The sequence below is a fragment of the uncultured Thiodictyon sp. genome, from assembly GCF_903828115.1.
Classification (GTDB): domain Bacteria; phylum Pseudomonadota; class Gammaproteobacteria; order Chromatiales; family Chromatiaceae; genus Thiodictyon.
Window position 1 is genome coordinate 1 of record NZ_CAIKKU010000822.1, and the last position, 22,550, is coordinate 22,550.

The 22,550-nt window shown below is 66.2% G+C and carries 22 protein-coding genes and 1 tRNA gene; 18 read left to right on the plus strand and 5 right to left on the minus strand.

Annotated features, from left to right (window positions below; all coding sequences use genetic code 11):
• Positions 1–122 precede the first annotated feature (122 nt).
• Both dsbD and cutA read right to left on the minus strand, forming a co-directional pair.
• Positions 123–2,546 (minus strand): protein-disulfide reductase DsbD, encoded by a 2,424-nt coding sequence (gene dsbD / locus QZY48_RS30355; protein WP_295437642.1) that lies wholly within the window; start codon positions 2,544–2,546, stop codon positions 123–125.
• On the minus strand, positions 2,525–2,860 hold the full coding sequence (gene cutA, locus QZY48_RS30360; RefSeq protein WP_295437645.1) for a divalent-cation tolerance protein CutA: 336 nt from the start codon (positions 2,858–2,860) through the stop codon (positions 2,525–2,527). The genes dsbD and cutA overlap by 22 nt, the downstream gene beginning before the upstream one ends.
• A gap of 262 nt (positions 2,861–3,122) precedes the next feature.
• Here cutA and QZY48_RS30365 point away from each other — a divergent pair, with 262 nt between their 5' ends.
• From QZY48_RS30365 to QZY48_RS35155, 3 genes are read left to right on the plus strand one after another with little or no spacing between them, the layout of a single operon-like run.
• Entirely contained in the window at positions 3,123–3,548 is a 426-nt protein-coding gene (locus QZY48_RS30365) for an FxsA family protein (RefSeq protein WP_295437647.1), read from the plus strand.
• A gap of 58 nt (positions 3,549–3,606) precedes the next feature.
• A complete protein-coding gene (locus QZY48_RS30370; RefSeq protein ID WP_295437648.1) occupies positions 3,607–3,849 on the plus strand; it encodes a CopG family transcriptional regulator in 243 nt (80 codons plus the stop codon).
• Positions 3,830–4,114: a type II toxin-antitoxin system RelE/ParE family toxin gene (locus tag QZY48_RS35155; protein ID WP_366929814.1), complete on the plus strand. Its 285-nt coding sequence runs from the start codon at positions 3,830–3,832 to the stop codon at positions 4,112–4,114. The genes QZY48_RS30370 and QZY48_RS35155 overlap by 20 nt, the downstream gene beginning before the upstream one ends.
• Here the strand turns inward: QZY48_RS35155 and QZY48_RS30375 are convergent.
• Entirely contained in the window at positions 4,019–5,026 is a 1,008-nt protein-coding gene (locus tag QZY48_RS30375) for an ADP-ribosylglycohydrolase family protein (protein ID WP_295437650.1), read from the minus strand. The two genes, QZY48_RS35155 and QZY48_RS30375, sit on opposite strands and share 96 nt — an antisense overlap.
• Positions 5,027–5,518: 492 nt before the next feature.
• Between QZY48_RS30375 and QZY48_RS30380 the strand changes: the two genes are divergently transcribed.
• The 10 genes from QZY48_RS30380 (at position 5,519) to QZY48_RS30425 (ending at position 16,405) form a co-directional block, all read left to right on the plus strand.
• Positions 5,519–5,803 carry a hypothetical protein gene (locus QZY48_RS30380; RefSeq protein ID WP_295437652.1) on the plus strand — a complete coding sequence of 95 codons (285 nt, stop codon included), beginning with the start codon at positions 5,519–5,521 and terminating at the stop codon, positions 5,801–5,803.
• A gap of 39 nt (positions 5,804–5,842) precedes the next feature.
• Positions 5,843–6,073, plus strand: a complete 231-nt coding sequence (locus QZY48_RS30385; protein ID WP_295437653.1) for a hypothetical protein — start codon at positions 5,843–5,845, stop codon at positions 6,071–6,073.
• Complete coding sequence (locus QZY48_RS30390) at positions 6,070–6,366, plus strand: hypothetical protein (RefSeq protein WP_295437654.1); 297 nt, start codon at positions 6,070–6,072, stop codon at positions 6,364–6,366. The genes QZY48_RS30385 and QZY48_RS30390 overlap by 4 nt, the downstream gene beginning before the upstream one ends.
• A 16-nt stretch (positions 6,367–6,382) precedes the next feature.
• On the plus strand, positions 6,383–6,607 hold the full coding sequence (locus QZY48_RS30395; RefSeq protein ID WP_295437655.1) for a hypothetical protein: 225 nt from the start codon (positions 6,383–6,385) through the stop codon (positions 6,605–6,607).
• A gap of 834 nt (positions 6,608–7,441) precedes the next feature.
• Positions 7,442–9,277, plus strand: coding sequence for a class I SAM-dependent DNA methyltransferase (locus tag QZY48_RS30400; protein WP_295437656.1), 1,836 nt, complete (start codon positions 7,442–7,444; stop codon positions 9,275–9,277).
• A 151-nt stretch (positions 9,278–9,428) separates the two neighbouring features.
• The gene (locus tag QZY48_RS30405; RefSeq protein ID WP_295437658.1) at positions 9,429–10,757 is read left to right on the plus strand and encodes a restriction endonuclease subunit S; all 1,329 of its coding nucleotides are present in this window, start codon (positions 9,429–9,431) and stop codon (positions 10,755–10,757) included.
• Between the two features lie 14 nt (positions 10,758–10,771).
• Positions 10,772–11,257, plus strand: a complete 486-nt coding sequence (gene ybaK / locus QZY48_RS30410) for a Cys-tRNA(Pro) deacylase (RefSeq protein WP_295437660.1) — start codon at positions 10,772–10,774, stop codon at positions 11,255–11,257.
• A 100-nt stretch (positions 11,258–11,357) separates the two neighbouring features.
• Positions 11,358–12,779, plus strand: coding sequence for an AAA family ATPase (locus tag QZY48_RS30415; protein ID WP_295437663.1), 1,422 nt, complete (start codon positions 11,358–11,360; stop codon positions 12,777–12,779).
• On the plus strand, positions 12,776–13,207 hold the full coding sequence (locus tag QZY48_RS30420) for a retron system putative HNH endonuclease (RefSeq protein ID WP_295437665.1): 432 nt from the start codon (positions 12,776–12,778) through the stop codon (positions 13,205–13,207). Before QZY48_RS30415 ends, QZY48_RS30420 begins: the two co-directional genes overlap by 4 nt.
• Positions 13,208–13,267: 60 nt before the next feature.
• Complete coding sequence (locus tag QZY48_RS30425) at positions 13,268–16,405, plus strand: type I restriction endonuclease (RefSeq protein WP_295437667.1); 3,138 nt, start codon at positions 13,268–13,270, stop codon at positions 16,403–16,405.
• Between the two features lie 774 nt (positions 16,406–17,179).
• Here the strand turns inward: QZY48_RS30425 and QZY48_RS30430 are convergent.
• Positions 17,180–17,256 (minus strand) — tRNA-Arg (locus tag QZY48_RS30430).
• 168 nt (positions 17,257–17,424) lie between these two features.
• Positions 17,425–18,114, minus strand: coding sequence for an SOS response-associated peptidase (locus QZY48_RS30435; RefSeq protein WP_295437670.1), 690 nt, complete (start codon positions 18,112–18,114; stop codon positions 17,425–17,427).
• 116 nt (positions 18,115–18,230) lie between these two features.
• Between QZY48_RS30435 and QZY48_RS30440 the strand changes: the two genes are divergently transcribed.
• From QZY48_RS30440 to QZY48_RS30460, 5 genes are all read left to right on the plus strand, one after another.
• Positions 18,231–18,782 carry a hypothetical protein gene (locus tag QZY48_RS30440; RefSeq protein ID WP_295437672.1) on the plus strand — a complete coding sequence of 184 codons (552 nt, stop codon included), beginning with the start codon at positions 18,231–18,233 and terminating at the stop codon, positions 18,780–18,782.
• Positions 18,783–18,811: 29 nt separating this feature from the next.
• Complete coding sequence (mazG, locus tag QZY48_RS30445; protein ID WP_295437675.1) at positions 18,812–19,612, plus strand: nucleoside triphosphate pyrophosphohydrolase; 801 nt, start codon at positions 18,812–18,814, stop codon at positions 19,610–19,612.
• Positions 19,613–19,866: 254 nt separating this feature from the next.
• The gene (locus QZY48_RS30450) at positions 19,867–20,721 is read left to right on the plus strand and encodes a DUF4743 domain-containing protein (RefSeq protein ID WP_295437678.1); all 855 of its coding nucleotides are present in this window, start codon (positions 19,867–19,869) and stop codon (positions 20,719–20,721) included.
• A gap of 65 nt (positions 20,722–20,786) precedes the next feature.
• Positions 20,787–22,025: a flavodoxin-dependent (E)-4-hydroxy-3-methylbut-2-enyl-diphosphate synthase gene (gene ispG, locus QZY48_RS30455; protein ID WP_295437681.1), complete on the plus strand. Its 1,239-nt coding sequence runs from the start codon at positions 20,787–20,789 to the stop codon at positions 22,023–22,025.
• A 209-nt stretch (positions 22,026–22,234) separates the two neighbouring features.
• A complete protein-coding gene (locus QZY48_RS30460; protein WP_100922143.1) occupies positions 22,235–22,414 on the plus strand; it encodes a hypothetical protein in 180 nt (59 codons plus the stop codon).
• Positions 22,415–22,550: the final 136 nt, after the last annotated feature.

The following is a 22,550-nucleotide window of genomic DNA, read 5'->3' on the forward strand; positions in this document are numbered from 1 at the left end:
ATTCGATTACGACAACGACAACGACAACGACAACGACAACGAACCCGGGATCTCGGTCGCCACATCAGCTCTGATCGCACCCGGCAACTCTGTCCGCGCTCCAAACCGGCGCCGACGTCGGGCTAAGGCCCCGCGGGAGCCGCCCGCCGCAGATGTTGCGCGAACTCCGCCGCCGGCTTGAACCCGACCAGCCGCAGGCCGGCGACCTCGGTCCCCGTCGGCGAGAAAAACAGGATGGCGGGCGGCCCGGGGAGCTTGAAGCGCCCCTGCATCAGGGCCTGGTCGTCCAGGTCGTTGGCGGTGACGTCCGCCCGCAGCAGGACGAACCGCTGCAACTCGGCGATCACCGCGGGGTCGCTGAAGGTGTCGCGGTCCATCTCTTTGCAGGAGACGCACCAGTCGGCGTAGAAATCGAGCAGCACCGGCCGCCCCTTGGCCCGCGCGGCGGCCAGTTCGCGATCCAGGTCCGCCCCGGTCTTGATGCGCTGGAAGGCAGTCTGCGGCGTGCCGCCGCCCGCCGCGCCGGCCCCGGCCAGGAGGCCGCGCAGGGGCTGGAGCGTATCCTTGCCGCCCGCCGCGGCGCCCACCAGCATCAGGGCGCCGTAGATCAGCAGGCCGACCCCGAGCCCCTTCCAGAGCTTGCTCCAACCGCTCGCCCCGGGGGCCAGATGGGTGAGTGCCCCCAGGTAGACTGCACAGCCGATGAGCAGCAGGCCCCACAGCAGCATGGTCACCGCCGCCGGCAGGATGCGCTCCAGCAGCAGGATGGCCACCCCCAGCAGGCCCACGCCGAAGACCGCATTGACCGTCCCCATCCAGGCCCCGCTGCGGGGCAGGAACTTGCCCGCGGAGGTGCCGATGACGAGGAGCGGCGCACCCATCCCCAGGCTCAGGGCGAAGAGCGCCACCCCCCCGAGCACCGCATCCCCGGTCTGGCTGATATAGATCAGGGCCCCGAAGAGCGGCGGGGCGACGCAGGGACCCACGATCAGGGCCGAGAGTACGCCCATGACGGCCACCCCGAGCAGGGTGCCGCCCCGCTGCCGGTGGCTGAGCGCCGCCAGCCGGGCGTGCAGTCCGGAGGGCAGTTGCAGGTGAAAGAAGCCGAACATGGACAGTGCCAGCACAACGAACACCAGGGCGAAGGCGCTGAGAATCCAGGGGTTTTGGAAGACGATCTGGAGGTTGCCCCCGAACAGCCCCGCCAGCACCCCGGCGAGCGTGTAGGTCAAGGCCATGGCGAGCACATAGACGAGCGACAGGGTGAAGGCCCGGCGGGTGCTGAGGTGGGCCCCGCGCCCGGCGATGATGCCCGACAGGATGGGGATCATGGGGAAGACGCAGGGCGTGAAGGCGAGCAGCAGCCCGAAGCCGAAGAACAGGCCGACCACCGCCCACAGGTTGCCGCCGGCCAGGACCGCGGCGATCCGGTCCTGTTCGGAGACCGCCTCCAGGATCCCCGGTGGAGGTGCCTGCGGGGGCGTCGCGCGCCGGTCCGGCGCGGCCGATTGCAGGGGCGCCGCCCCGCCCGTGCCCCCGATATCAGCGCCGCCCGGCGCCGGCGGCAGCGCGAGCTTGACCCGCCGGGTCTGCGGCGGGTAACAAAGCCCCTGCTGCGCGCACCCCTGATCCTTGACCACCAGGGTGACCTCGGTCGCGGCGCCGGCGTGACGCACCAGTGGTACCTGAAGGGCCACGCGATCCCGGTAGACCTCCACCTCACCGATGCTGCCGTCCGGCCTGATCCCGTCCTTCTCGACCTCGCCCGGGGGCAGTTGGAAGGCCCCGAGCGTTACCCCAGAGGCATCCTCCAGCGCCAGGACCAGCTTGTCGCGATAGAGATAGGTCCCCGGGGCCAGGTCCCAGGCGAGGTCCAGCCGGTCCGGGGCGGCCACGGTCGCCTGGAAGCGGAAGGCCTCCTCGACGGCCGGGATCGCGTGGTCCTGCCCCTGCCGCGCGGCCGCCCCGACGGCTTTGCCCAGACCCAGGGCGGCGGCGCCGATGGGGGAAGACGAGGGCGGGGCCTCGGCCGCCGCCGGGGCCGCGCCCGGCGTCTGCGCCGGCTGCGGTCGCGACGCGGCTGCCGCGGCGGGCCCCGGGGGCAGTCCGACCTCGAGGCGTTGACGCTCGGGCGGGTAGCACAGGCCGGCATCGGCACACCCCTGCGAGGTCACCTCCAGGGCCAGCGTGTCTGCGCTCCCGGCCTCCCGGGTGAGCGGCAGCAGGACCTCGACCTGGCGGCGATAGACCTGCATCTCGCCGAAATAGGGGTCCTGCTTGGTCTCGGCGGGGGGCAGGGCCGGGGTCCCGAGTGCGATCCCAGGGGTCTGGGCCGTAAAGCGGAGCTTGCCCTGGTAGAGGTAATAGCCCTCGGCGATGGTCCAGCGCACCCGCACCGCGTCCGTCCCCGCGGCCTGAGCCGCAACCTGGAAGGCCTGTTCCGGCGGCAGAAAGGCCTCATCGGCCAGGGCCGACAGGCACGCCATGAGGAGGAGCAGGGACGGCAGGGACCGGGCCCCGGCGCTCAGGTGTCTGGTTGGGTGCATTGGGTTATCCAGGTCAGGTAGTCGGGCAGCCCCGCGTCGATCGGGAGCGCGATGATCTCCGGCACCTCGTAGGGGTGCAACCCGCGCAAGGTCTCGGTCAGGGCGTCGAAGCGCCCCGCCACCGTCTTGATCAGGAGCAGGACCTCCGCGTCGTGCTGGATCGCCCCCTGCCAGCGGTAGATGGACCTGAGCCCCGGCACCAGGCTCACGCAGGCAGCGAGCCGCTCCTCCACCAGCCGCTCGGCGATGCGGGTTGCGCACTCCTGGTCCGGGCAGGTGCAGAGCACCAGCGGGTAATCGGTCTCAGCGGTCATGGAAATCCTCCTGCGGCCTCAGGGCGGCGGCCAGGCGCCGCCACATTGTGGGATGATAAGGCGTCGGCCCGCCCTTTGCTGCCACTTGAACGCACCGCTCGGGGACAAAGGTCCGGCCATCAATGCCGGTCCGAAGCCGACCAGGACCCCGTGGGAGCGGCGTCCTGCCGCGATCGGACCCCGCAAACGGCCCGCCCGCGCCCGCGTCAGAACCCCCGGCCGGCTCCCCCGCATCCCCCCACTCATCCAGAGGCCCCCTGCAGTGCCAATTTTTATTCTGTTGTTCATCGGTCTGCCCCTGATCGAGGTCTATTTCCTGATCAAGGTCGGCTCGCTCATCGGCGCCGTCCCAACCATCGCCCTGTCGATCCTGTGCGCGATCCTCGGCGCCTGGCTGGTCCGTCGTCAGGGGTTCGGCGTCCTCATGCGGGTGCGCGAGTCGCTGGCCCGCGACGAGGCCCCGGCCCTGGACATCCTGGACGGCGCCCTGCTCCTGGTCGCCGGCCTCTTCCTGCTGCTCCCCGGTTTTATCACGGATACCGTCGGCTTCCTGCTCCTGATCCCGCCGCTGCGCCGCTGGGTGGTCCGCCGGTATGTGAAGGTCATGCCGGTCCGCACCCATGGCCCGGGTGCCGAGCGCGGACCCCGGGTCATCGAGGGGCACTTCCGGCGGGTGGATAAGGGTTGACCGGGCCTCAAGCGCGCCTACACTTACAGCCAGCCTTCGTAATTAGGAGCGACCACCGATGCCGACCATGACCCTGCGGCTGAGCGACGAGACCAGCGAGGCACTGGCCACCCTCGCCAAGGCCGCCGATTGTTCGACCTCCCACCTGGCAGCGCAGGCCATCGACGAGTACCTGCGGCTCAACGCCTGGCAGGTCGCCGCGATCCGGGAGGGTATCGCCGCTGCCGATGCCGGCGATTTCGTGGCCCATGAGGCACTGAAACGGCATTGGGAGTCCAAGATTGCGAATCCGGTGGACTAGACGCGCGGCCCGGGACCTTGACGGGATCGAGGCCTATATCGAGGTCGATGACCGGCAGGCCGCCGTCCGGGCGGTACTGCGGATCATGGACGCCGTGGAACACCTTGCCGACCATCCGTACCTGGGACGCAGCGGCCGGGTTGCGGACACGCGTGAACTGGTGGTTCCGTCAACACCCTACATCGTCGCCTATCGCCTCACTGCGGACGCACTGGAGATTCTCCGCGTCCTTCATTGCGCGATGCGCTGGCCGGATCACTTTTGACAAAGACTCCGCCAGCCCCAGAATAAGCCCCGCCTGTGCAACGACCTCCCGCCACTCCCGCGGTATGCCGTCGAGTCCGTACCAGGCCCCCGCGAGTTGCCCATAGATGGCCCCGGTGGTATCGGCATCGTCGCCCAGGTTGACCGCGGCCAGCGCCCCGGCGGCGAATGAGTCGGTGCGGTGGAAGGCCCAGAGGGCGGCCTCCAGGGCCTCGACCACATAGCCGCTGCCGCGGATCGCGGGCGGCTCCTTGGCCTTGAATGAACCGGCGGCGACGGCGTCGATCGCCGGGCATAGGGGTTCCCGCCCCCAGAGCCCCGGCACCGGGCTGTAGCGGGGTCCGAGCAGGGTCCCCTTGTCCACTCCGTTAAGTGCGCCGACCAGGATGCCGGCCATGTAGCGGCAGGCATCCAGGCAGGTGCGGGCGCCGTGGGTGGTGCGCGAACTCTCGGCCGCCAGGGTGATGGCCTGGTGCGGGTCCCCCGCAAAGGCCATGGGAACCGGGGCCAGGCGCATGATGCAGCCGTTGCCGGCCGAGCGCGGGTCGGTGGCGCCGGCGAAGGGATCGCCGGTCTGCTCGAAGCGCCCGAGCGCGCCCCGGGTGGCGTTGCCGATATCGAAGCAGGCGCCGGTGACGCTCAAGTGCCCCTCCCGCCACCAGCGCACATAGCGCCGCATCTGGTCCGCCGCGTCGAAGCCCCGACACAGGACCAGACTCTCGGCCAGGCACAGGGCCATGGAGGTGTCATCGGTCCACTCACCGGGTTTGAGGTGAAAGGGTCCGCCGCCCGCGATGCCGGTGATCGGCTCGAAGCTCCCCGGCGCGCGGAACTCCAGGGTAGTGCCCAGGGCGTCCCCGGCAGCCAGGCCGAGCAGGCAGCCGCGGTAGCGATCCAGTCGTGTCGGGTTCATCGGTTGGTCCTCGTAAGGCTCAGGCCGCGGTTGGGTGCCAGCCGTTTGGATTGGTCCGCCGTGTCATCGGGAGGCGGAGCGGGCGGCCCGCGGACGTGCAAGCATTCACAAGTTCGGGCGAGTTTTCGCGCGAACGCCGATGGCTTCCCCTGGCCGGTAGACTCGCTGGGTTCGTGGTTGAATTCCAAGGAAAGCGATCTTTTCCACCGCCCAACCGTCACTGAGCAACAGCATAGCGCTGGATGGCGGCCGCGGACTTGGCCCCGATGAGTCTTAAGCCGTGCTTCTATTGGCGCGCACGGAGAGGCTTGAACTCCCGACCACCTGGTTCGTAGACAGGTTAAGCGGTTTCTCCCGCCTCCCACTGGTTACGCTTACTTACGCTGTAACAACATCTTAGCCCGCTCGCCTGTGCTATCCTTTACTGCATGGTACGCCCTGGCTCGGCCCCTTCTGCTAACTCAGTGCTGACTCAAACATGCCCTGCACGACGTGGCGAGCGAGCATTACGACCGCTCCGACTTCCTGCCGGACAAGCGCGCGGCCCTGGAAGGCTGGCAGTGGGAGGTTCGCCGCATCCTGGCCGACAAGCCCCTGTCCGACGACTGGCGGAAGTGGTTGCGGCGCTTCGTGAAGGACCCGGACAACGACATGCCCGGCCGGCAGTTGGCCCGGCTGCTGGGTAGCGACGGGGGCAACGTGGTCACGTTGCCCGGACTGGTGCCGACGGCAGAGGTTACCCAGCTTCCGACCCGCGGCCGGACCGTTGCCAAGTGACCCCCAAGACGAACAACCGAACACGCGGAGCACCCCACCATGACGGCCGAAATTGAAAGCCTTGTCCTTGAGCATCTGCGGGCGATCCGCGCGGACCTGGCCGACCTTAAGCGGGAGGTCACAGGCAACAGCATTCAACTATCCGCAGTCGGTCAACAACTGGCCGGACTGACCGCGGCCGTCTATGCAAGCAAGTCCGATGTTGACGACATCAAGCGGCGGCTTGACCGGGTAGAGCGGCGGCTGGAACTCAGCGAGGCGCACCCATGACCACTTTTGTTCTTGACACCCTGGCCTATGCCGACACCCTCAAGGCGGGCGGATTCAGCGAACAGCAAGCCGCGACCCTTGCCCGCACCACGGCCGAAATCCTGGATCGGCTAACGACTGCGAGGCCCAGCGTTGCCGACCCCGAGAGCAACCCGCGGCCCGCGGCGGAGATATTCCCCTTGGAGTTGAAACGCGACCTTGCCAAGGCCAAGGGACGCTTGACCCTGTTGAACTGGATGATCGGGCTTAATCTCGCGCTCACCCTGACGGTTGTCTGGCGTGTCTTTAACTGACCCGGAGCAATGAAACATGACGGCAGAGATTGAAAGCTTGGTCCTTGAACACCTGCGGGCGATCCGCGCGACTCAGGCCGACCACGGCGAACGACTCACAAGTATCGAGTTGCACCTTGCCACGCTCGGGCAGCAAGTCGGCGCCCTGACGACGGCGGTTTACTCGGGCAAGTCCGATCTTGACGGACTGCGGCGGCGTGTTGAGCGCATCGAGCGGCGCTTGGAACTGACGGAAAGCTGATCAAGTTACGGCCGGGTCTAGGCTGATCCGCGAAAAGTCGGCCCCTTCACCGCCCTGACCCGGCACCCCTGTTGAAGGATTGCGCTTGAAGGTGCGTTCACTTGGCTTACCTTGGCCCCTATTTTTTCCTTGAACTTCTGATAAATAAAGCCCGAGACGGGGACGCTCAGCCGAACGAACTTTTGGAGCATACCCATGGGCACTCCTTGGACTTCGGAGCGGCGGGCACGCCAAGCCACGCTGATCCGCACCTGGAGGCCGTGGGAGCGGTCCACGGGGCCACGGACGGCCGCGGGTAAGGCGACTTCCTCGCAGAACGCCGACAGGGGTGGGCAGCGTCCCACGCTGCGGGAACTGGCGCGGGCGCTGCGAGATCAGGATCGGATGCTTGGGAATTTATCGGACGAGCCCTGAGAGAGCACCGGGTCCGGGCCGGCGCCTCTGGCGCCGTGCGGGAGGCCCCGGCCCTGAGCCTTTTGTGCGATGGGCAGGAGATTACATAGGGTGTCCTGTGGCATCCTACGGCATCTTGTCACGGCTTCTTGGGATGTGCGGACGTTGCTGACGCCAGCAACCAGAACGACTGGCCAACCCGCTGAGGGCTCGTGATGCTCGGACCAAGCACCCCGCCCAACCGGCGCTGCCCAATCCCGAGATGCCAGACCTCGGCAGCCAGTCAATCCTCACGCCGGGATGTCGCCGAAACCGCGTGTTTTCGATGCGCGTCGGCAGCGCGGGGTAGCATCCGCCGATCCGCCCCATCACTAGCGGGACGGCCACCGGTCACGTCCCTCCCAAGGTCGCAGACCCCATGACGCAAGTAACCCGGACCCCATGAACCAACAGGCCCTTTCCTCCTTCATCTGGTCTGTGGCGGACCTGCTGCGCGGCGACTTCAAGCAGTCCGACTATGGTCGGATCATCCTGCCCTTCACCGTCCTGCGGCGCCTGGACTGCGTGCTGGAGGACACCAAGGCCGCGGCGCTCACCGAGTTAGCCGCCAAGCGCACGGCGGGCTTGAACCCCGCACCCTTCCTGCTGCGGGTCACCGGGTGCGGCTTCTACAACACGTCCATGCTCGACATGAAGCGGCTGATGGGTGACCAGGACCACATCGCCGACAACCTCTACACCTATGTTCAGGGGTTCTCCCCGGACGTGCGCGACATCTTCGAGCGCTTCGACTTCGACACCACGGTGGAGCGCCTGGCCAAGTCCGGCCTGCTCTACCAGGTGGCCGAGCGCTTCGCAGGCTTCGACCTGCACCCGGAGTCGGTGGACAACCACCAGATGGGACTGGTCTTCGAGGAACTGATCCGCAAGTTCGCGGAGATCTCCAACGAGACCGCCGGGGAGCACTTCACCCCGCGCGACGCCATCCGGCTGATGGTCAACCTGCTCTTCATCGAGGACGACGCCGTGCTGGCCCGCCCTGGCACCGTGCGCACCATCTACGACCCCACCGCCGGCACCGGCGGCATGTTGAGCGTCTCCGGTGAGTATCTGGCGGAGTTGAACCCCCAGGCGCGCCTGACCATGTTCGGCCAGGAACTCAATCCCGAGTCCTACGCCATCTGCAAGGCCGACATGCTCATCAAGGGTCAGGCCGTCTCCAACATCGTCTTCGGCAACACCCTGTCCGCCGATGGGCTGCTGGGCAAGCTGTTCGACTACATGCTGTCCAATCCGCCGTTCGGCGTGGAGTGGAAGAAGATCGAGGCGGCGGTGCGCAAGGAATACGAGCAGAAGGGCTACAACGGGCGCTTCGGCCCCGGCCTGCCGCGGGTCTCGGATGGGTCGCTGCTCTTCCTGCTGCACCTGATCTCCAAGATGCGTCCGGCCGCGGACGGCGGCAGCCGCATCGGCATCGTGCTCAACGGCTCGCCGCTCTTCACTGGCGGGGCCGGCTCCGGCGAGAGCGAGATTCGCCGCTATTGCCTGGAGAACGACCTGGTGGAGGCCATCGTCGGCCTGCCCACGGATATGTTCTACAACACCGGCATCAGCACCTATGTCTGGATACTCTCCAACCGCAAGCCCGAGCACCGCCGCGGCCGGGTCCAGCTCATCGACGCCAGCAGCTTCTGGCAGAAGATGCGCAAGAGCCTGGGGAGCAAGCGCAAGGAGATGTCCGAGGAGCACATCGCCACCGTCACCCGGCTTTTCGGCGACTTCGCCGAGGCGCGACTCGCCATCCTGACCGACACAACCGGCAAGGAGGTGAGTCGCCAGGTCCTGCTGGCCGGCGAGCCCGATCCGGCCGTGCCCCAGGACGGCAAGGTCCGGGTGACGCCGATCTCGCGCATCTTCAAGAACGAGGTCTTCGGCTACCGTACCATCACCGTGGAGCGGCCACTGCGGGACGATGCCGGTCAACCGGTGCTCGGCCAGAAGGGCAAGGCCAAGGGCAAGCCCCAGCCTGACCCGAAACTGCGCGACACCGAGAGCGTGCCATTGGCCCAGGACGTGACCGACTACTTCAAGCGCGAGGTCCTGCCCCATGCCCCGGATGCCTGGATCGATCACGAGAAGACCAAGATCGGCTATGAGATCCCGTTCAATCGGCATTTTTATGTGTTCGAGCCGCCGCGGCCACGGGCCGCGATCGACACCGACCTCAAGCGGGTCACGGATCGGATCAAGAACATGATCGATGGATTGACGGCATGACCGGCCCCGACCCCCGCTCTATTCTCGTTCCCACGCTCCGCGTGGGAATGCAGTCTTGGCCGCTCCAGCGGCCCGAACCCGCACGCGACGCAGGAGCGTCGGGACTTGCTCCCACGCTGGAGCGTGGGAGCGAGAGCGCTGGGGGACGCGCATGAGTTTTCCGCGTTATCCGAGCTATAAGGCATCCGGAGTGGACTGGATGGGCGATGTCCCGGAACATTGGAGTCCGGCGCCATTTAGGTATGCAATGACTGGCATTGAGTCCGGCACCAGCGTTAATGCCACTGATACGCCAGCCGACATAGATGAACTTGGCGTCCTGAAGACGAGCTGCGTGTATCGTGGCTTCTTTGATCCAGAAGAAAACAAGACAGTTATTGCAGAGGATCGAGATCGGGTTTCGTGCCCATTGCGCGCTGGAACCGTAATCGTCAGCCGCATGAATACGCCCGATTTAGTCGGCGCAGCCGGACTTGTGAAAACGGCGAGAGCGGGCATCTTCCTGCCGGATCGGCTCTGGCAGGTAACAGTCGAAGGCAGTGACCCCGCTTACGTCCATTACTGGACCCTCACCTCAGAATACCGGTCACAGGTGCAGATGGCTTGCTCTGGAACCAGTTCCAGTATGCAAAACTTGTCTCAAGCCCAGTTTTCTTCCTTCGCATTTCCGAACCCACCACGATCTGAACAAACCGCCATCGCCAGCTTCCTCGACCGCGAGACCGCCAAGATCGACGCCCTGATGGCCGAGCAGCGCATCCTGATCGAACTGCTGAAGGAGAAGCGCCAGGCGGTCATCTTCCACGCAGTAACCAAAGGCCTGAACTCGGATGCGCCGATGAAGGAATCGGGGGTGGAATGGCTGGGGCAGGTACCAACCCACTGGGAAGTGTTCAGGCTCGGATCAGTATTCGTGGAAGCCAACGATCAAGGCGCAGAAGATCTTCCGATCCTCACTGTTTCAATTCACAACGGTGTTTCAGACAAAGAACTCGACGAATATGAGATGGACCGTAAAGTCACGCGTAGCGACGACCGAACAAAGTACAAAGGCGTCAAGCCAGGTGACTTGGTTTACAATATGATGCGTGCTTGGCAAGGCGGTTTTGGCGCGGTTACGGTCGAAGGCCAGGTAAGCCCCGCCTACGTGGTCGCACGTCCGTTACGAGAGGTTCTGACCGAGTTCGTCGAGCAGACTCTTCGAACACCGCCAGCCGTCGAGGAGATGAGGCGTCTATCCTACGGTGTCGCCGATTTCCGTTTGCGTCTTTACTGGCAAAATTTCAAAACCATCGTCATCGCTCTTCCCCCGGCCTTGGAGCAGGGATCAATCATGGATGCCGTGAGGTCTCAGACCGATCGCTTCGACGCCCTCACCGCTGAAGCCGAACAAGCTATCGCCCTACTCCAAGAACGCCGCACCGCCCTCATCTCCGCCGCCGTCACCGGCAAGATCGACGTCCGCGGATGCGCCCAATAGGCGGCGGAGATAAGATGAAAGCGAACACCGGCCCCGAAACCCCAGCGACCAAGTTCCTGCGCAAGCACCAGGTGGCCTTTTCCAGCCATCTCTACGCCTACGAAGAGCACGGCGGCACCAAGGTATCGGCGCGTGAACTCAATGTCGACGAACATCAGGTGGTGAAGACGTTGGTCATGGAAGACGAGTCGGAGCAGCCCTTGATCGTGCTGATGCACGGCGACTGCAAGGTCTCGACCAAGGAGCTGGCGCGGCAGATCGGCTGCAAGAAGGTCGAGCCATGCAAGCCAGAGGTGGCAAACCGCCACACCGGCTTCCTGGTGGGCGGAACCAGCCCCTTCGGAACCAAGAAGGCGATGCCGGTCTATATCGAAAAGACCATCCTGGATTTGCCGCTGATCTACATCAACGGAGGCCGTCGCGGCTATCTGGTCGGCATCCATCCGCACGACCTGCAGCGACTGCTCTCCCCGGTCGCTGTCCAGGTCGTGCTGAAATGATGCCGCGGCGACGCCTGGGGCGTACGACGGCCGGCTTGCTGTTTTGTATCTCTTGCCGCATGATCAACCGCAGGATGACCCCTGCGCCCACGCGGGGATCATGGCCAGCACGAGCGCTAAAGGGTTGAAATCGATGAAGCTAACAAGCGTCGAGATCGAGAATTTCCGTTGCTTCGAGCGACTGACCCTGTCACTGGAGCCGGATGTAACCGCGGTGATCGGTATCAACGCGGCGGGCAAGACAGCATTGTTGGATGCGATCGCATTGGCGTTGCGGCCAGTGATCGCAGACCCGCTTTCCGGAATTCAAACGAGCGCCGATCCAAAGATCTCGCCATGGGAAGATATCAGCGGGTTAGCGCTGCGACCCACGGACTTGCGGATCGGCACCGAGGAAACCAAAGGAAGCAACGGCAGGTTGCGGCGATCGGCAATCGCGGCGACGATCACTGCAAGCGACCCGAGAGACACCTCCAGGAGTCTGAGCTTAAAGTGTCGCGAAGAAATTGATTTCACCACGCAACTGGACGTTGAATCCCGGGGAACAACCTGGTCAGAGCCGGTTGGGATTGCACGAGCGCCCGACGGCCTCTGGCTACCAGCCGGCGGCGACGCTCATGGTGCGCATCTCGATATCCCAACCCTCGCCTTCTATCGCGACTCCCGGAATTGCCGGGGGCGGTCGCAACCGCAGGCAATTCCCGAGGCGATGGACCGGGATTCAGCCCTCAAGCGCGCATTCGATGCCGGCGCAGATTTCGAGGCCGCTCAGCGCTGGTTCTACATGCGCGAGAACCAGGAACTGCGCGCCGCACGGGAGCATGGGAACACGGCCTTCGAGTTTCCCGATCTCGCGACGATCCGTAAGGCCCTGAGCCTGATGCTGGACGGCGTCGAGCGGGTCTATACGGACGACAACCCACCCCGGCTCAAGGTGGACAAGAAGGATGCAGCGGGACAAACGCTCACACTGGAACTCGCGCAGCTCAGCGCGGGCCAGCGCAACCTGCTTGCCCTCACCCTGGACTTCGCGCGACGCCTGGCCCTGACCCATCCCGGTTGGGATCAGCCGCTGGAAGCCCCCGGTATCCTGCTGATCGATGAGATCGAGCTGAACCTGCACCCCAAATGGCAGCAAAGTGTCATCCCCCATCTGCGCCGGGTCTTCCCGGATACCCAGATCATCGTCGCGACCCATAGTCCGCAGGTGCTGTCCACCCTGGAGGCGCGGCAGATCCGGGTGCTGAAGGATCAACAGCTTTTCGTGCCCAATGTGGAGACCTATGGCACAGACGCCGGACGGGTCCAGCGGCTGGTGATGGACACGGACACCCGACCGCCCGACAACCCATATGCCCAGCGGGTGGACCTGCTGTTCGCCGAGATCGGCGATGGCCGCTTGGAGGCGGCAGAGCAGCTTCTGCAAGCGCTGGAGTCCGAACGCGGCGGCGACGAGCCGAGCCTGATCGAGGCGCGGACCCTGATCGCCAACCGCAAGTGGGAGGCGGAGCTGGGTCTATGAAGCACTGTGCCAAGGAACCGGTCGAGCCGCAATGCCTTACCGCATTCCGCACCGCAAACCCAGCGGCGGAATGGGAGCGGGACTTCAGGGGATCTGGGGAGGGACGGGCCTGTTACGAAACGCTGCGCTCAACGCTGCGTCAAGCCCAAACCGGTCTCTGTGCGTATTGCGAGATGCGTCTGACGCCGGGCAACGAGCAGATCGCGCATTTTCACCCGAAGAGTGATCGCTCCAGCAATCACAATTGGGCACTGGACTGGGACAATCTATGGATCGGGTGCCTGGGGGGCACGCGGCTTGCGGACCGCCAAATAGACAGCGACGGCAAGCCCAAGTACCCATTGCCCGGGAATCGCAGTTGCGACGAGGCGACCACAGACGCCATTCTCGATGGGGTCATCCTGAGTGAGACGAAGTTCTGTGGATGAACCTGGCGCTCTGATCGCAGATCGAGAAGCGAAAACTCGAAACCCAAGGGGGAACATTCGGTGACGCACAAGGAAATCGCCTTCGAGGACGACATCTGCGCCCACCTGGCCGCCCACGGCTGGCTCTATGAGCCGGGGGATGCGCAACGCTATGACCGCCCCCATGCACTGTTCCCGCCGGACCTGATCGCCTGGATCGAGGCCACCCAGCCGGCCGCCTGGGAGTCACTGACCAAGACCCACGGCGCGGCCACCGAGACCGTACTTTTGGACCGCATTCGCAAGCAACTCGACGACCGCGGTACCCTGGACCTGCTGCGCCACGGGGTGGAACTGCTGGGCCTGAAGAAGCCCCTGCAACTGGCCCAGTTCAGGCCGGCGCTCGCCATGAACCCGGCCCTTGAGGCCCGTTACCAGGCCAACCGGTTGCGGGTGGTGCGCCAGGTCCATTACTCGCTGCACCATGAGAACAGCCTGGACCTCACTCTCTTCCTGAATGGCCTGCCGGTCGCGACCGGGGAGCTGAAGACCGACTTCACCCAGTGCGTGGAAGACGCAGTGGATCAGTACCGCTTCGACCGGGACCCCAAGCCCAAGGGCCAGAGCCAGCCGGAGCCCCTGCTGGCCTTTCCGAGCGGTGCCCTGGTCCACTTCGCGATCAGCAACTCGCGGGTCGCCATGACGACCCGTCTCCAGGGTCCGGGGACCCGTTTTCTGCCCTTCGACCGGGGCGACGCGGGCGGGGCCGGCAACCCGCCCAACCCCAGCGGGCACCGAACCGCCTATCTGTGGGAGTCCATCTGGGAGCGCGAGAGTTGGCTGGAGATCCTGGGCCGCTATCTGGTTGCCCAGCGCGACCACAAAAAGCGGATCGATAAGATCGTCTTCCCGCGCTTCCACCAACTCGACGCGACCCGCAAGCTCTTGGCGACGGTGCTCGTGGAGGGTCCCGGCGGTCTGTATCTGGTCCAACACTCGGCCGGGTCCGGCAAGACCAACTCCATCGCCTGGACGGCGCACTTCCTGGCGGACCTGCACGACGCGGACAACAAGAAGCTCTTCGACACGGTGCTGGTGGTCTCCGACCGCACGGTGCTGGACGACCAGCTCCAAGAGGCGATTTTCGGCTTCGAGCGCACCGCGGGCGTGGTGGCGGTCATCACCCGGGACAGCGGCAGCAAGAGCGGCGAGTTGGCTCAGGCACTCGCGGGGGGCAAGAAGATCGTGGTCTGCACCATCCAGACCTTCCCCTTCGCCATCCAGGCGGTGCGGGAGTTGGCGGCGACCCAGGGCAAGCGCTTCGCCGTGATCGCCGACGAGGCGCACAGCTCCCAGACCGGTGAGGCGGCGGCCAAACTCCGGGAGCTGCTGTCGACGCAGGAGTTGGCAGAACTGGCGGACGGCGGGGAACTGGGCACGGAGGACCTGCTGGCGGCCCAGATGACGGCCCGAGCGGGTGCGAAGGAGTCCGGCATCACCTATATCGCCTTCACCGCGACCCCCAAGGCCAAGACCCTGGAGCTGTTCGGCCGGCGGCCCGACCCAGCGCTCCCGCCCGGACCCGACAACCTGCCGGCGGCCTTCCATGTCTATTCAATGCGCCAGGCGATCGAGGAGGGCTTCATTCTCGACGTGCTGCGTAACTACACCCCCTACAAGCTCGCCTTCCGGCTCGCCGCACTGGGTCCGGGAGGGGATCGCGAACTGGACGAACAGGATGTGGTCCGCGACGAGGCGCTGAAGGGTGTCCTGCGCTGGGTGCGGTTGCACCCCTACAACATCGCGCAAAAGGTGCAGGTGGTGGTGGAGCACTTCCGGGAGGCGGTCGCCCCGCTCCTGGCCGGCAAGGCCAAGGCGATGGTGGTGGTCGGCAGCCGGGTGGAGGCGGTGCGCTGGCAGTTGGCGACGACCAAATACATCCGCGACCAGGGCTATCCCATTGGCGCACTGGTCGCCTTCTCCGGCGAGGTGCCGGACCCGGAGTCCGGACCCGACGCCTTCACCGAGCGCAGCCTGACCCTGAACCCGGCCCTGCGTGGGCGGGATCTCCGGGAGGCCTTCGCCACCGACGAGTATCACCTGCTGCTGGTGGCCAACAAGTTCCAGACTGGTTTCGACCAGCCGCTCCTGTGCGGCATGTACGTGGACAAGCGTCTCGCCGGCATCCAGGCGGTGCAGACCCTCTCACGCCTCAACCGGGCGCACCCGGGGAAGGACACGACCTACATCCTGGATTTCGTCAACGAGCCGGACGACATCCTTACCGCCTTCAAGCCCTATTACGAGACCGCTACACTCTCGGGCGTCACCGACCCGAATCTGATCTACGACCTGCGCGCCCGCCTCGATGCCGCCGGCTACTACGACGACTTCGAGATCGAGCGCGTGGTGGCCGTGGAGCTGAACCCCAAGGCAACCCAGGCGCAACTGTCCGCGGCCCTGGAGCCGGTCGCCGACCGGCTGCTCAAGCGCTTCAAGGCGCAGCGGGAGGCGTTGGACGCCGCCAAGGCCAGAGGGGATGCCGCGGCGGGACAGGTCGCCCAGGATGCGATGAACGCCTTGATCCTGTTCAAGCGCAACCTGGGGGCGTACCTGCGTGTCTATGCGTTCCTCTCGCAGATCTTCGATTACGGTAATGCCGCCATCGAGAAGCGGGCGATCTTCTATAAGCGCCTGCTGCCGCTGTTGGAATTCGGGCGGACGCGCGAAGGGGTCGACCTGTCGAAGGTGCAGCTCACCCACCATGCGCTCCACGATCAGGGCCAGCGGACACTGCCGCTCACGGGCGGCGAGCGACTCGCGCCCATGACGGACCCGGGCGGCGCCGAAGTCCGGGAGAAAGAGCGGGCACGCCTGGCCGAGATCATCGCGGCAATCAACGACCTCTTCGAGGGCGCCCTGACCGACGACGACAAGCTGGTCTATGTGAACAGCGTGCTCAAGGGCAAGCTCCTGGAGTCCGAGACCCTGGTCCAACAGGCCAGAAACAACACCAAGGAGCAGTTCGCAACCTCGCCGGACCTGAGCACCGCTCTGATGAACGCGATCATTGACGCCTTTACGGCCCACAACGTCATGAGCAAGCAAGCACTGGACTCCGAGCGGGTACGCCGCGGTCTCCAGGACATCCTGCTGGGACCTGGGCAGCTCTGGGAGGCACTGAGGGGATGCGACTACGAGCCTGACAAGGCCGATTGACGACCAAGGCCGGAGGATGTTCAGGGCCTGGCCGGCGAAGGCTCCACCATCTCACCGGGACCAAGGTCGGGGACAATCTCAAGGCCCGCCGGCTTCGCGGTTGAGCGGTGCGGCCAGCGCAATCCCAGGGCACGCGCCCGGCTTCACCTGGACACTGCGCCCGCGACCGACCCGAGCAAGGCACCCGGCCCCTGTGTTGACAGAAAGGCAGCCCAAAGACCCGCCGCCGACCCCAAAAATGGGCAAAAACAGGCTGAAGTGTCGACATCCAAGGGGCGGCCGTCACTGCCGACGGTTCGTCGCGCCTTGGTGGAGGGCGCCGCGAGCGGGGTGTTCGAGGTCCTGTCGGCGGCCCACCACTACCTCGTGCTGATCGTCGGCCGGGTCCTGGTCTTCGAGCCGGCGGCAACCTCGCAGGATCGAGCGCCGGTAGGCCGTGGCGCTACCTCTTTCTGGTTTTTCTTCGAAACTCAAGCCGGTAGCGTGGGTAGCGCGGGACGCTACCGGCGCTCTACCGATATTTATTTTATAAAACAATCGGGTAGCGTGTGTAGCGCCGGTAGCGCCTTGTTTTGGTCTTGCCGAGTTGCACGGCGCAGTCGGTTGCGGATCGCCATCGAGGGGGCGGCCGGCGCGGTCCGGCCGGGCAGTTCGGGGCCTGCTGCTGAGCGACCCGACGAACGGCAAAAGGTGCCGACTTGGCCCCACGTGCTGACTCAGTGCTGACTCAAATGAAAACAGCCTAGACCCGATAAGTCTAAGCCGTTGTTTTATTGGCGCGCCCGGAGAGATTCGAACTCCCGACCACCTGGTTCGTAGCCAGGTACTCTATCCAGCTGAGCTACGGGCGCTGAGGGACCCCGTCCTTGGAGACATTATCCAGCCGCGCATGCCTGCCGACCGATTGACTGGGGGTGGGTCCGCGCGGCGATGTCCAGAGGGAGGTTGCCGGGGCGCGATCTTCACCGAGCGGCGCATTATCCGGATCGCCCCCGCGCTTGTCAATCGATCATGACGGCTTAGGGTCCCGCGGCCGGCTCGATGAGACCGGGGTCGTCCGTGCGGGCATTGTTGACGCGCCGACTCACGGGGGTGAGGGTCCAGTCGGCGGGCGGGGCCGGCTGGAGGAGGGCGAGCAGTGCCGCGGGGTCGCGATTGGCGGGGTCGAGCCACTGGGCCTGGCGGTCAGGGTCGAGGACCACCGGCATCCGGTCATGGACGCGCGCAATCGCGGCGTTGGCGGCGGTGACGATGATGGTGCATGAGCTGATCGGCGCCGCCTCGGCGGTGCCGGCCCAGTGCTCCCAGAGCCCGGCCATGGCGAAGATTTGTTCGCCGCCGCGGCGGATCAGATAGGGCTGTTTGCCGCCGGGTTGGGTCTGCCATTCGTAGAAGCCCTCGGCGGGGATCAGGCAGCGGCGCTCGCGCAGGGCGGAGCGGTAGGCGGGCCGGTCGGCGAGGGTCTCGGCGCGGGCGTTGATCATGGTGTAGCGGTGGTCCGGGCCCTGGGACCAGGCGGGGACCAGCCCCCAGCGCAGGTGCCCGAGGTGCCGCCGCCCGTCCGGGCCGAGGCGCACGGCGAGCACGCCCTGGCTGGGGGCGAGGTTATAGCGGGGACGGCTCGGCCCCATCGACTCGGGGTCCAGTTCCAGGCTGAAGTAGTCGGCGTAGTCCTGCGGGTCTGAACATTGGATGAAACGTCCGCACATCGGGCAACATTCCTGCGGTCTGATCGGGTGTCCGGCGTGGACCTTGGGTTAGGGCTTCCGCTAACATGCGGACTCTAAGGCCCGGACTTAAACCCGGGCGAGCGAGAGGTGACGCCATGTCCTTTCCCCGACCCCGCCCCTTGAATGCAGCCTTCGTTGGCGGCCTGACCCTGGCGACGCTCCTGCTCAGCGCCGGTTGCGCCGACATGGCGACCGATATCGGCCTCTGGTCCAAGGCCCGGCCCGCGCCCCCGGCGAAGGAGGACCGGACCCCGCCGGTCACCAGCACCGGGCGGGCCGCCGCCGTGGTGAGCGTCCACATGCGCAAGTCCTATGAAAATGCCTGTAAGTACGGCATCACCCTGACCAACAACCTGCCGTTTAAAATCGCCGACCTGTCCTTCCGGTTCACCGCGCTCATCGGCGGCGGCGTGCCCTTCGACAGCCAGACCAAGAGTTTCTCCGAACTGCGTCCGAGCGAGGATCAATACCGCGAGATGATCTTCCAGGGCGTGCGCTGCGATCAGATCCTGGCGCTCGAGGTGACGGACCCCGGACGCTGCACCCTGGACACCCTCAACCGGTTCAATTCCCCGGCGGGGGCCTGCGCCAAGTACAGCGACATCGCGGCGAGCAGCCTGATCAAAGTCACCAAGAAGGACAAGTAGGCAACCCCACCGCGCACGCCGCCCGGACCATGCCCGACCAGACCACCATCGACGAGCTGCTGACCATCATGGCGCGCCTGCGCGACCCGGCGGGCGGCTGTCCCTGGGACCTGGCCCAGACCTTCAGGACCATCCTGCCCTACACCCTGGAAGAGGCCTACGAGGTCGCCGAGGCAATCGAGTCCGGGTCCCTGGAGGACCTGCGCGATGAACTGGGGGACCTGCTGTTGCAGGTGGTCTTCCACGCCCGCATGGCCGAAGAACAGGATGCCTTCGCCTTCTCGGACGTGGTTCGCGCCATCTGCGACAAGCTGGTCCGGCGCCACCCCCACGTCTTCGGCGAGGCGGACCTGCCGGACGCGGCGGCGGTGCGCATTCACTGGGAGCGGGAGAAGGCGGCCGAGCGGGCACGGGCACCGGGGGGCACCGGGGCCGCGACCCTGGACGGCGTGGCCGCGGCCCTCCCGGCCCTGGTGCGGGCGCAGAAGCTGCAGCGGCGGGCGGCCACGGTCGGCTTCGACTGGGACGCCATCGCGGGGGTCTTCGACAAGGTCCGCGAGGAACTCGACGAGTGCCGTGAGACCCTGGCCGCGCCGGTGGATTCGGCCGAGCGAGTGCATGAGATCGGTGATCTGCTGTTTTCCTGCGTCAATCTGGCCCGTCATCTGGGAGTCGACGCGGAAACGGCGCTGCGCAGCGCAAACCATCGCTTCGAGCACCGTTTCGCCTCTGTCGAGGCTGGCCTGGACCGGGCCGGTCTGCAACCGGGACCCGCGGTGCGCGAGGAGATGGAGTTGTTGTGGGAGGCGGCCAAGTCGAATCCGTCTTAGCGCCGTTGTCGTTGTCGTTGTCGTTGTCGTTTTCGTTTTCGAGGTTATCGTAGTGCCACGGATTTTCTCGCACCCTGAATTGCATCGCCTCTCCGAATAGGAATACGAATACGACAACGACAACGACAACGACAACGACAACGACAACGACAACGATTGCCTCTGCGTTTAACTTGTTCTTGACTCGTGACCTATCCCCTATCCCCTATCCCCTATCCCCTATCCCCTATCCCCTATCCCCTGATCAAACCGCCATGAGCTATCTCGACAAAGTTCGCGCCTGTAACGCCTGGGACCCGGAGGAATTCATCCCCTGGACCCTGGCGGGCGAGCGGATCGGCTCGGTGCGGCCGGGCTTTGCGCAAGAACTGCGGCGCTGGCCGGAGCAGTTCCGCGTGGACGCCCACCGGGTCGACTGGGCCGGTGCCCCGGACGGGTTCCAGGCACGCACGCGGGTCCTGGCGGAGGTGGTCCAGACCCTGGTCGAGACGGGGCTGATCTACCCCCAGCACGGCGAGTCCTATGCGGTAACCCCGGGGCGGCGCGATCAGGCGCGCTGTCTGATCGACCGCGCCGCCGCCCCCTGGTTCGGCGTCCGCGCCTTCGGACAACACCTCAACGGTTTTGTGCGCACCGGGGGCGGAATCGAGCTCTGGGTCGCCCGGCGCGCCGCGAATCGGCTGGTCTATCCGCTGCACCTGGACAACCTGGTGGCCGGCGGTCTGCCCCATGCCGTCACCCTGCGCGACAACCTGCGCAAGGAGTGCCGGGAGGAGGCGGACATCGAGCCCGCGCTGGCGGATCGGGCGGAGCCGGTCGGCGCCGTGACCTACTGCCGCGGGGCGCGCGACGGGCTGAAGCCGGACGTGATGTACTGCTACGACCTGGAGCTTGCGGCCGACTTCGTACCGCACTGCACCGACGGGGAGGTGGAGTCCTTCACCCGCCTGCCGCTGGCGGCCGTGGCCCACTTGGTGCGCGACACCGATGAGTTCAAACTCAACTGCAATCTGGTGGTGATCGACTTCCTGGTCCGCCACGGCGGTATCGATCAGGAAGACCCGGATTATCTGCCGATCATCCAAGGCTTGCGCTCCTGCTTGCCCTGAGGCGGCGCAAGGTTCATCGTGGCACGGTTTTCGAGTCCCCCAGGCCGCCCCGCGGCGAGGTCAGCATGAATCGAGTCTCCACCCCCCCCAACGCCCGGCTCCCGCGCCGCCCCACGCTCCCGGTGCGCATCGGCCCGGTCACCGTCGGGGGCGAGTCCCCGGTCGTGGTCCAGTCCATGACCAACACCGACACCGCCGACGTGGCCGCCACCGTGCGCCAGGTCGCGGACCTGGCGCAGGCCGGCTCCGAGCTGGTGCGCATCACCGTCAACACCGAGTCCGCCGCCCGCGCCGTCGCCCCCATCCGCGCCCAGCTCGACGCCGTCGGCTGCACCGTCCCCCTGATCGGTGATTTCCACTTCAACGGCCACCGCCTGCTGACCGACTATCCGGAATGCGCGCAGGCCCTGGCCAAGTACCGCATCAATCCGGGCAACGTGGGCAGCGGCGAGAAGCGCGACAGCCAGTTCGCGACCATGATCGAGATCGCCTGCCGCTACGACCGCCCGGTGCGCATCGGCGTCAACTGGGGCAGTCTGGATCAGGACCTGATCGTGCGCATGATGGACGCCAACGCCCGCGGCCCCAGCCCGCGGCCGGTCGCGGCGGTGATGCACGAGGCCATGGTGGAGTCCGCCGTCGCCAGCGCCGCCCGCGCGGTCGAACTGGGCCTGCCCAAGGACCACATCGTCCTGTCCTGCAAAATGAGCGGGGTGCAGGACCTGATCACCGTCTACCGGATGCTCGCCGGCCGCACCGACCAGGCCCTGCACCTGGGGCTCACCGAGGCCGGGATGGGCTCCAAGGGCATCGTCGCCTCCACCGCCGCCCTCGCCATCCTGTTGCAGGAGGGCATCGGCGACACCATCCGCGTCTCGCTCACCCCCGCCCCGGGGGAGGCGCGCACCCGCGAGGTCCAGGTCGCCCAAGAGGTCCTCCAGACCATGGGCATGCGCTCCTTCGCCCCCATGGTCACCGCCTGCCCCGGGTGCGGGCGCACCACCAGCGACACCTTCCAGCACTTCGCCCAGGACATCCAGACCTATCTGCGCGAGCAGATGCCCGCCTGGCGCACCCGCTACCCGGGGGTCGAGACCATGCAGGTGGCCGTCATGGGGTGCGTGGTCAACGGCCCCGGCGAGAGCAAGCACGCCAACATCGGCATCAGCCTGCCCGGGAGCGGCGAACACCCCGCCGCGCCCGTCTATGTGGACGGCGAGAAGGTCGCAACGCTGAAGGGCGACGACCTGGTCGGGCAGTTCAAGCGCATGGTGGACGAATACATCGAGCGGCACTACGGCTGACCCCGCGCCCCCTGGGAGCGCCGCACCCCAGTGCGGCGCGGCCTCGCAAACGACCACCTTCACGTCGGACGGGGCATGCGCCCGTCCGCAACGTTTCGACGCTGTCGCGAAAGCAAGGGCTCCGCGAGGACCCCAAACCGCCGGGCCGGGGTTGCAAACCCCGTCCCGCACGACGTTTGACGATAACGACCAACCCCCGGAGCCCAACGATGCGCATGTTCGACGCCAACCCACCGGTTCTGCGTGACCTCAAGGACGAAAGCGAGGTCCTGGCCGAAAAGGACGCCGGCGACTTCACCGTCATCACCGCCCGCCACCCGACCCTGGGCAAACTGGTCCTGATCCGCGGCCGCACCGGCGCCGGGGTGGTGGTCGAGACCGAGGAATGAGCCGGCGCGGCCTTGGTCATGATCCCGGCCATCCGTGCCCCAGCCCAGGCGTGGGCCTCGATCATAATCCCGCCCATCATCCAACGGGGGGGCCTTTGGTCCGCACAGCGGACCCTACGGCCCCGCGCCCGTAGGG

Coding starts and splice junctions, on each gene's coding strand:
- dsbD (WP_295437642.1), bottom strand. CDS start 2,546: ATGCACCCAACCAGACACCTGAGCGCCGGGGCCCGGTCCCTGCCGTCC.
- cutA (WP_295437645.1), bottom strand. CDS start 2,860: ATGACCGCTGAGACCGATTACCCGCTGGTGCTCTGCACCTGCCCGGAC.
- QZY48_RS30370 (WP_295437648.1), top strand. CDS start 3,607: ATGCCGACCATGACCCTGCGGCTGAGCGACGAGACCAGCGAGGCACTG.
- QZY48_RS30375 (WP_295437650.1), bottom strand. CDS start 5,026: ATGAACCCGACACGACTGGATCGCTACCGCGGCTGCCTGCTCGGCCTG.
- QZY48_RS30385 (WP_295437653.1), top strand. CDS start 5,843: ATGACGGCCGAAATTGAAAGCCTTGTCCTTGAGCATCTGCGGGCGATC.
- QZY48_RS30390 (WP_295437654.1), top strand. CDS start 6,070: ATGACCACTTTTGTTCTTGACACCCTGGCCTATGCCGACACCCTCAAG.
- QZY48_RS30395 (WP_295437655.1), top strand. CDS start 6,383: ATGACGGCAGAGATTGAAAGCTTGGTCCTTGAACACCTGCGGGCGATC.
- QZY48_RS30400 (WP_295437656.1), top strand. CDS start 7,442: ATGAACCAACAGGCCCTTTCCTCCTTCATCTGGTCTGTGGCGGACCTG.
- QZY48_RS30405 (WP_295437658.1), top strand. CDS start 9,429: ATGAGTTTTCCGCGTTATCCGAGCTATAAGGCATCCGGAGTGGACTGG.
- ybaK (WP_295437660.1), top strand. CDS start 10,772: ATGAAAGCGAACACCGGCCCCGAAACCCCAGCGACCAAGTTCCTGCGC.
- QZY48_RS30415 (WP_295437663.1), top strand. CDS start 11,358: ATGGCCAGCACGAGCGCTAAAGGGTTGAAATCGATGAAGCTAACAAGC.
- QZY48_RS30420 (WP_295437665.1), top strand. CDS start 12,776: ATGAAGCACTGTGCCAAGGAACCGGTCGAGCCGCAATGCCTTACCGCA.
- QZY48_RS30435 (WP_295437670.1), bottom strand. CDS start 18,114: ATGTGCGGACGTTTCATCCAATGTTCAGACCCGCAGGACTACGCCGAC.
- QZY48_RS30440 (WP_295437672.1), top strand. CDS start 18,231: ATGTCCTTTCCCCGACCCCGCCCCTTGAATGCAGCCTTCGTTGGCGGC.
- mazG (WP_295437675.1), top strand. CDS start 18,812: ATGCCCGACCAGACCACCATCGACGAGCTGCTGACCATCATGGCGCGC.
- QZY48_RS30450 (WP_295437678.1), top strand. CDS start 19,867: ATGAGCTATCTCGACAAAGTTCGCGCCTGTAACGCCTGGGACCCGGAG.
- ispG (WP_295437681.1), top strand. CDS start 20,787: ATGAATCGAGTCTCCACCCCCCCCAACGCCCGGCTCCCGCGCCGCCCC.
- QZY48_RS30460 (WP_100922143.1), top strand. CDS start 22,235: ATGCGCATGTTCGACGCCAACCCACCGGTTCTGCGTGACCTCAAGGAC.